Origin of the sequence: Domibacillus indicus, assembly GCF_023715895.1 — a bacterium.
GTDB lineage: Bacteria > Bacillota > Bacilli > Bacillales > Domibacillaceae > Domibacillus > Domibacillus indicus_A.
The window spans coordinates 132,831-139,690 of record NZ_JAMBOO010000009.1 but is presented as its reverse complement, the minus strand read 5'-3'; the positions used below and the strand labels follow the sequence as shown (position 1 = coordinate 139,690).

Below are 6,860 nucleotides of genomic sequence, written 5' to 3'. Positions count from 1 at the left end.
TACAAGCAGAGGGTCGGCGGTTCGATCCCGTCATCCTCCACCATTTATGCCGGTGTAGCTCAATTGGTAGAGCAACTGACTTGTAATCAGTAGGTTGGGGGTTCAAGTCCTCTTGCCGGCACCACTTCTTAATTAAATAATACGGAGGGGTAGCGAAGTGGCTAAACGCGGCGGACTGTAAATCCGCTCCTTCGGGTTCGGCAGTTCGAATCTGCCCCCCTCCACCATTTTCCTAAAGGAACATATACAAACATGTTCTTTTTCTTCTTTTTTGGGGTATACTACATAACAGATAACATTAATGGGCTATAGCCAAGCGGTAAGGCAACGGACTTTGACTCCGTCACGCGAAGGTTCGAATCCTTCTAGCCCAGCCATTTTGAGCCATTAGCTCAGTCGGTAGAGCATCTGACTTTTAATCAGAGGGTCGAAGGTTCGAGTCCTTCATGGCTCATTTTATGACAAAAGGCATTTCATGCATATACATGAAATGCCTTTTTTTGTATATTTTTTCGTTTTTCGACAAAAAAACTGCTATAATTAGAAATAAAAGGTAGCAACGTCTGAAAAAAGAGGTTGCTTTTTTATTTACGGATGGACCATTCATTTAAAAGTCGATCCAGCTTTTGACTGATTTCAATGACTTTTTGATCATTAAAAGATGTCAGCATGGCCTGGGAGATCATTTCAGAACGGTACTGCTCAATCGTTGTTTCGAGTTGAATGGACTGCAACGGATGATACCCCCTATCCATAAATAAATTATACATACAAAAGAATTACCCACTTAATGGAAGTGTAAACCTGAAAAAATAATTTTTATTTCTTTGAAACCTTTATGTACGTGCATCCGTATAAACACATACCGCGAGGGCGGAGGGAGAGAAAATGGATTTAATTGTACAAAGACGAATTAAACAAGTTGTAAAAGGAGACCAAAATGCATTTGGAGAAATTGTCGAGCTGTATAAGGACAAAGTATACCAAATCTGTTTTCGGATGCTCTGGGACCGTCATGAGGCAGAGGATGCGGCACAAGAAACTTTTTTGAAAGCTTTTTTGAACATTCATACGTATAATCAAAACAAAAAGTTTTCAACATGGCTGTATCGAATTGCCACCAATTTATGTATTGATAAAATCCGTAAAAAGAAACCGGATTATCATTTAGATGCAGAAATTGCCGGAACAGAAGGATTAAATATGTACTCACATTTGGCCTCAGGCGATCAGCTTCCGGAAGATGAAGTCGAGAGCCTTGAATTACAGGCATCTATTCATAAGGCGATTTTATTGCTTCCAGAGAAGTATCGTTCCGTTGTTGTGTTGAAATATATTGAAGAACTGCCGCTGCAGGAAATAGCAGATATATTAGAACTGCCCCTTGGAACGGTAAAAACACGTGTACACAGGGGACGTGAAGCCCTGCGAAAGCATTTGCGGCATTTGTGAGAAAGGGTGCGATGAACGATGACATCTTGTCCGAAACGGATTGTTCATTATATGCATGAGTATCTGGATGGGGATATTCAAGAAGAAGCAAAAAAAGAGTTAAAAGATCATATAGAAACGTGTAAGGACTGCAGACAGCATTTTGCTGAATTAAAGAAAACCATTGCACTTGTTCAAAGTGCTTCCCATATAGAAGCGCCGGCAGGCTTTACGGGCCGTGTAATGGCGCTGCTTCCGCGAGAAGGGAAAAAGGTTGGGATAGAGCGATGGTTTAAAAACCATCCGTTTTTAACGGCAGCAGCGTTGTTTCTGCTGTTAATGAGCGGGGGCTTTGCTTCTTTTTTCAGTCAGGAAGACAATCAGTTTGCTTTTACGAAAAATAGTGCGCTAAAAGTAGAAAATGAGACCGTCATTGTACCGGCCGGAACCGTTGTTGAAGAAGATATTGTCGTGAAGAACGGCGACATTCGAATCGAAGGCTCTGTCGATGGAAATGTCACTGTGATTAATGGAGACCGCTTTATGGCATCTGCTGGTAACGTTACAGGAGATATTGAGGAGATAGACGCATTGTTTGGTCGAATTTGGTATGAAATAAAAATGGTGTTTCAATAAGAAGCTGACGGTAATCGTCTGCTTCTTTTTCGCTTGTATGTTATAATGGACAGGTTAAGTAAGAGAGTGATTTCTTCACGGCTCCGTAATTCCAACCTGGAGGATCTAGTATGCCGTTTACGACTTATTTTCAAGATTATACGTTTATTGATTATTTATCGAATACGATTGATATACTGCTTGTTTGGTATGTGATATATAAGCTGCTTATGGTCATTAGAGGGACAAAAGCTGTCCAGTTGTTAAAAGGAATTTTTGTTATTGTTATTATACGCGCTATAGCAGGTTTTGCCGGCCTTGATACATTAAGCTGGATTATGCAGCAGGCGCTCACCTGGGGCTTCCTGGCTGTGATCATCATTTTCCAGCCGGAAGTAAGGCGTGCATTGGAGCAGCTGGGACGCGGGCGCATTTTTTCCCGCAGTGCCATACAGGAAGACGAGGAACAGCGTAAAATCATTGACGCGCTCGTTAAGTCGATCCGTTACATGGGGAAGCGCCGGATTGGTGCACTTATTTCCATTGAAAAAGAAACAGGCCTGAACGACTATATTGAAACGGGTATTCCGATGCAATCCGTTATTACATCAGAGCTGCTGATTAATATATTCATTCCCAATACGCCGCTGCATGATGGAGCTGTTATTATTCAAAAAGACCAGATTGCCGCTGCGGCCTGCTATCTGCCCTTATCGGAAAACCCGTTTATTTCAAAAGAGCTGGGCACACGGCACCGGGCAGCGCTTGGTATTAGTGAGGTCACAGACAGCTTGACAATTATCGTATCGGAGGAAACAGGCGCTATTTCTGTAACTCGAAACGGTGATTTGTACCGTGATTTAACGGAAGAGGAATTTCGGGACATTTTAGAGCATCAGCTGTTGACTGGCATCAACAAAAATGAGTCTTCCAACCGCTGGATGTGGAAGGGGCGCAGAAACAATGGATAATTTCGTGGAAAGCAAATGGTTTGTACGCATTGTGGCTTTCTTACTGGCTTTTTTGCTTTACATGACCGTGAATTTTGGTGATTTTGAATCAGTTAAGCAGGCAGGAAGCGGTGCACTTGATACAACCGAGGTATTGACGAACGTACCGTTGAAGACATATTATGATACAGAAAATTTATATGTGTCTGGTGTACCGGAACAGGTGAGGGTGGAGATCTCCGGTCCAAAGAGTATCATTGAATCAACAAAGCGCCTGCGTGATTTCGAGGTGAACCTCGACTTAACGGATTATGAGATTGGAAAGCACCGGGTAGCTATTACGCACAAAAACTTCTCTGACAAGCTGGATGTGTCGATTCAGCCCGCTACGGTTGATGTAAACATAGAAGAGAAAGTAACCACTACGAAAACCGTCACACCCGAATTTAATGATTCTGCGCTCGCAGAAGGCTATCAGGTCGACAACGTAACGGTTGCCCCAAGAGAAGTAAAAGTAACAGGGTCTGAGTCGGATATTGAGAAAATTGCATTTGTCCGCACAGCCCTGACCGGTGAAGACGAAATTGATGAGGAAACGACCGCAACCGCAGCGGTACAGGTACTCGATGGAAATTTAAACAAGCTTGATGTAAAAGTTGAGCCTGAAACGGTCCAAGTGTCGATCGCGGTAAAAAATCCAAGTAAAAAGGTGCCGCTTAATCCGGTAGCAAAAGGCACGCCGGCCGATAACGTGAAGATTTCTTCACTCCAGCCGGATGTAGATGAAATCACGATTTACGGAAAAGAATCAGCGCTGAAGGAGTTAAAGGAATTTTCTCTTCCGGTTGATGTAAGCGGGATAACAAAGGATACAACGCTTACCGTGCCGGTGAACTTGGGAGAACAGTTTAATTTCTCATCACCGCAGGAAGTAAAAGTGAAAGTCACAGTGGAAAAATCAACGGAAAAATCTTCATAAAGCCGTTTTGATAAAAGGAGAGAAACAATAGATGGGTAAGTATTTTGGTACAGATGGCGTCAGAGGCGTGGCAAATACAGAACTGACACCGGAACTTGCGTTTAAGCTGGGCCGGTTTGGTGGATATGTGTTAACGAAAGATGCGGAGCGTCCAAAAGTATTGATTGGACGGGATACCCGCATTTCAGGTCCAATGCTTGAAGGAGCACTTGTAGCAGGACTTCTTTCTATTGGAGCGGAAGTTATGCGCCTTGGCGTCATCTCCACACCAGGAGTTGCGTATTTAACAAAAGCCATGGATGCGCAGGCAGGTGTCATGATCTCAGCCTCGCACAATCCTGTTCAGGACAACGGCATTAAATTTTTTGGTTCTGACGGTTTTAAGCTTTCTGATGAGCAGGAAGCAGAAATCGAAGCACTTTTAGATCAGGCAGAGGATACACTGCCGCGTCCGGCAGGAGCAGACCTTGGCTCAGTGAGTGATTACTTCGAAGGCGGCCAAAAGTACATCCAGTACTTGAAGCAGTCTGTTGAAGAAGATTTTGACGGCATTCACGTGGCACTTGATTGTGCACACGGCGCGACCTCTTCACTTGCTGCTCACTTGTTTGCCGATCTTGAAGCGGATATTTCAACAATGGGCGCTGCGCCAAATGGCTTAAATATCAACGACGGTGTTGGATCAACCCATCCAGAAAAGCTTGCACAATTCGTTAAAGAAAAAGAGGCGGATATCGGCCTTGCCTTTGATGGTGACGGTGACCGCTTGATTGCAGTCGACGAAAACGGCAGTATCGTGGATGGCGACCAAATCATGTTTATTTGTGCACGCTATATGAAAGAGCAGGGGCGCTTAAACAACAATACGATTGTTTCAACCGTTATGAGTAACCTGGGCTTTTACAAAGGCATCGCCGAGCACGGCATTCAAAGCGAACAAACGGCTGTCGGTGATCGATACGTAGTAGAAGCAATGAAAAAGTACAATTATAATCTTGGCGGCGAACAGTCCGGCCATATTATTTTCCTTGATTACAATACGACAGGTGACGGCCTGCTCAGCGGCCTGCAGCTTGTCAACATTATGAAAGCAACAAAAAAATCGCTGTCTGAACTTGCGGCAGAGATGAGAAAATTCCCGCAGACGCTTGTCAATGTGCGTGTAACAGATAAGCATCATGTGGCAGAAAATGAAAAAGTCAAAGCAGAAATCGAACGTGTGGAAGCAGAAATGGCCGGTAATGGCCGAGTTCTTGTTCGCCCATCCGGTACAGAGCCTCTTGTACGCGTGATGGTGGAAGCGGCGACAGAAGAGCAATGCCGTTCATACACAGACCGCATTGCAAAAATTGTTGACGAAGAAATGGGTCTTCGCGTATAAGAAAAGGAAGTCCGGACGCTGGTGAAATACTGGCAGGCCGGGCTTCTTTTTTTGTTTGCCCCGCCCTTTCAAATCATAATGGTTGAAATGAAGAATCATCTGCACAATAATAGTCAGAAAGCGTTCACATAAAAAGGGGGCAGCTTATAGAGTGGAAGAATACATAGAAAAGAAACAGCCCATTGTCGGGCGCCGCGATCATGCGTACTTTTTAGCAGCTGTATTTTGTTTTTGGCTGGCTACGTACATTTATGCACCCGTTTTTGGTGTGTACCTTCAGGAAATCGGCTTTCGCTTTTCAGCTATTGGCATCATTTTAGGCGCTTACGGTATTACGCAGGTTTTGCTGCGTTTCCCGCTCGGCATCTTGTCGGACTTTCTGCAGAAAATCCGCAAGCATTTATTTGTGGGCGGCTTTATCGCAGCGCTTCTCAGCACCCTTATGCTTATTTTCTTTGATTCATTCGCGATGGTGCTGACGGCACGTCTTTTAGGAGGCGTAACCGCATCGATGTGGGTGATGGCGACGGTGCTTTACTCCCATTATTTCAGCGCCGGCCATGCTTCTAAGGCGATGGGCATCATGCAGTTTGTCACAGTAGCCACACAGTTTTTCAGCATGGCCGTCAGCGGCTGGCTTGTTCACCAGTTCGGCTGGACTTTCCCGTTTTGGGCGGGGGCTGCTGCTTCTATTTTAGGTACTTTTTTCGCGTGGAGAATTAAGGAGATACAGCCATCAGAGGAACCTGCTGCCCGGAGAAATGCAGCGCTTCATATAAAAGAAACGATCCGGCTGCCGCATCTGAAAGGGCTGACGTTTCTGTCCATGATCGCACATGCAGCTTTGTTTATTACGATCTTTGGCTTCAGTCCTATTTACGCGGCTGCACTTGGCGTGGAGGAGCAGTCTTTTATTTGGCTGACATGTGCTTTTTTCATTCCGCATGCGGCTGCTTCGCTCAGTCTCGTCTTTTATCGTCTTGATCCGCGCTGGAACAAACCCGTACTTACGATCTGCTTCATTCTTACTGCGGTTTTTTTATTTGCGGTTCCATTTACGCATACACTTGCATCTCTTAGTAGTGTGCACATATTTATTGGTCTGGCACTTGGCTTTATTTTTCCTCTTTTACTCAGCGAAGTGGTGCTGGCCAGCCCGCCGGCATTTAAAATGTCAGCCATGGGCTTTTTTCAGTCTTTTTATGCGCTTGGCATTTTTCTCGGTCCGCTTGCAGCCGGTATGATAGCAGATCAAATGGGCCTAGATGCAGTCTTTATGACTACCGGCTTTCTGTGCGTGGCTGCTGCCATTTTTGTCCTGCTGTCTGCAGGCAGAAGAAAGTCAGTTTTTGATTGACGCAGGGATGAAAACACGGTATGATTATCGTGTTTTTATTCCTAAAAAGAAAGGAGCTATAGAACGACTGTTTTACCTTAAAGCGCCTGAACTGAGCGGGACGACCATACGTTCAGTTGACGAGGAGGAGGTTTATCGATGTTTCGG

General features: G+C 44.8%; 7 protein-coding genes and 4 tRNA genes. 10 read left to right on the top strand and 1 reads right to left on the bottom strand.

The window, feature by feature from the left end; translation table 11 throughout:
* Positions 1-48: 48 nt before the first annotated feature.
* The 4 genes from M3221_RS14880 (at position 49) to M3221_RS14865 (ending at position 454) form a co-directional block, all read left to right on the top strand.
* Positions 49-124 (top strand) — tRNA-Thr (locus tag M3221_RS14880).
* Between the two features lie 19 nt (positions 125-143).
* Positions 144-227 (top strand) — tRNA-Tyr (locus M3221_RS14875).
* 75 nt (positions 228-302) lie between these two features.
* Positions 303-377, top strand: a tRNA-Gln gene (locus M3221_RS14870).
* A gap of 4 nt (positions 378-381) precedes the next feature.
* A tRNA-Lys gene (locus M3221_RS14865) sits at positions 382-454 on the top strand.
* Between the two features lie 130 nt (positions 455-584).
* On the opposite strand, the gene M3221_RS14860 is transcribed toward M3221_RS14865, so the two are convergent.
* Positions 585-734, bottom strand: a complete 150-nt coding sequence (locus tag M3221_RS14860; protein ID WP_251272517.1) for an aspartyl-phosphate phosphatase Spo0E family protein — start codon at positions 732-734, stop codon at positions 585-587.
* A gap of 154 nt (positions 735-888) precedes the next feature.
* Here M3221_RS14860 and sigW point away from each other — a divergent pair, with 154 nt between their 5' ends.
* The 6 genes from sigW to M3221_RS14830 all read left to right on the top strand — a co-directional run bounded on the left by sigW (position 889) and on the right by M3221_RS14830 (position 6,713).
* On the top strand, positions 889-1,452 hold the full coding sequence (gene sigW / locus M3221_RS14855) for an RNA polymerase sigma factor SigW (RefSeq protein ID WP_242235058.1): 564 nt from the start codon (positions 889-891) through the stop codon (positions 1,450-1,452).
* 18 nt (positions 1,453-1,470) lie between these two features.
* On the top strand, positions 1,471-2,067 hold the full coding sequence (locus tag M3221_RS14850) for a zf-HC2 domain-containing protein (RefSeq protein ID WP_251272516.1): 597 nt from the start codon (positions 1,471-1,473) through the stop codon (positions 2,065-2,067).
* Positions 2,068-2,177: 110 nt separating this feature from the next.
* On the top strand, positions 2,178-3,017 hold the full coding sequence (gene cdaA / locus M3221_RS14845; protein WP_242235069.1) for a diadenylate cyclase CdaA: 840 nt from the start codon (positions 2,178-2,180) through the stop codon (positions 3,015-3,017).
* Positions 3,010-3,975 carry a CdaR family protein gene (locus M3221_RS14840; protein ID WP_251272515.1) on the top strand — a complete coding sequence of 322 codons (966 nt, stop codon included), beginning with the start codon at positions 3,010-3,012 and terminating at the stop codon, positions 3,973-3,975. The genes cdaA and M3221_RS14840 overlap by 8 nt, the downstream gene beginning before the upstream one ends.
* A gap of 31 nt (positions 3,976-4,006) precedes the next feature.
* Positions 4,007-5,356 (top strand): phosphoglucosamine mutase, encoded by a 1,350-nt coding sequence (gene glmM / locus M3221_RS14835; RefSeq protein WP_251272514.1) that lies wholly within the window; start codon positions 4,007-4,009, stop codon positions 5,354-5,356.
* A gap of 151 nt (positions 5,357-5,507) precedes the next feature.
* Positions 5,508-6,713, top strand: coding sequence for an MFS transporter (locus tag M3221_RS14830; RefSeq protein ID WP_251272513.1), 1,206 nt, complete (start codon positions 5,508-5,510; stop codon positions 6,711-6,713).
* The last annotated feature ends 147 nt before the right edge of the window (positions 6,714-6,860 follow it).

Bases quoted from the DNA above. Each gene is read 5' to 3' on its own strand.
- sigW (WP_242235058.1), top strand. From the start codon at position 889: ATGGATTTAATTGTACAAAGACGAATTAAACAAGTTGTAAAAGGAGAC.
- M3221_RS14850 (WP_251272516.1), top strand. From the start codon at position 1,471: ATGACATCTTGTCCGAAACGGATTGTTCATTATATGCATGAGTATCTG.
- cdaA (WP_242235069.1), top strand. From the start codon at position 2,178: ATGCCGTTTACGACTTATTTTCAAGATTATACGTTTATTGATTATTTA.
- M3221_RS14840 (WP_251272515.1), top strand. From the start codon at position 3,010: ATGGATAATTTCGTGGAAAGCAAATGGTTTGTACGCATTGTGGCTTTC.
- glmM (WP_251272514.1), top strand. From the start codon at position 4,007: ATGGGTAAGTATTTTGGTACAGATGGCGTCAGAGGCGTGGCAAATACA.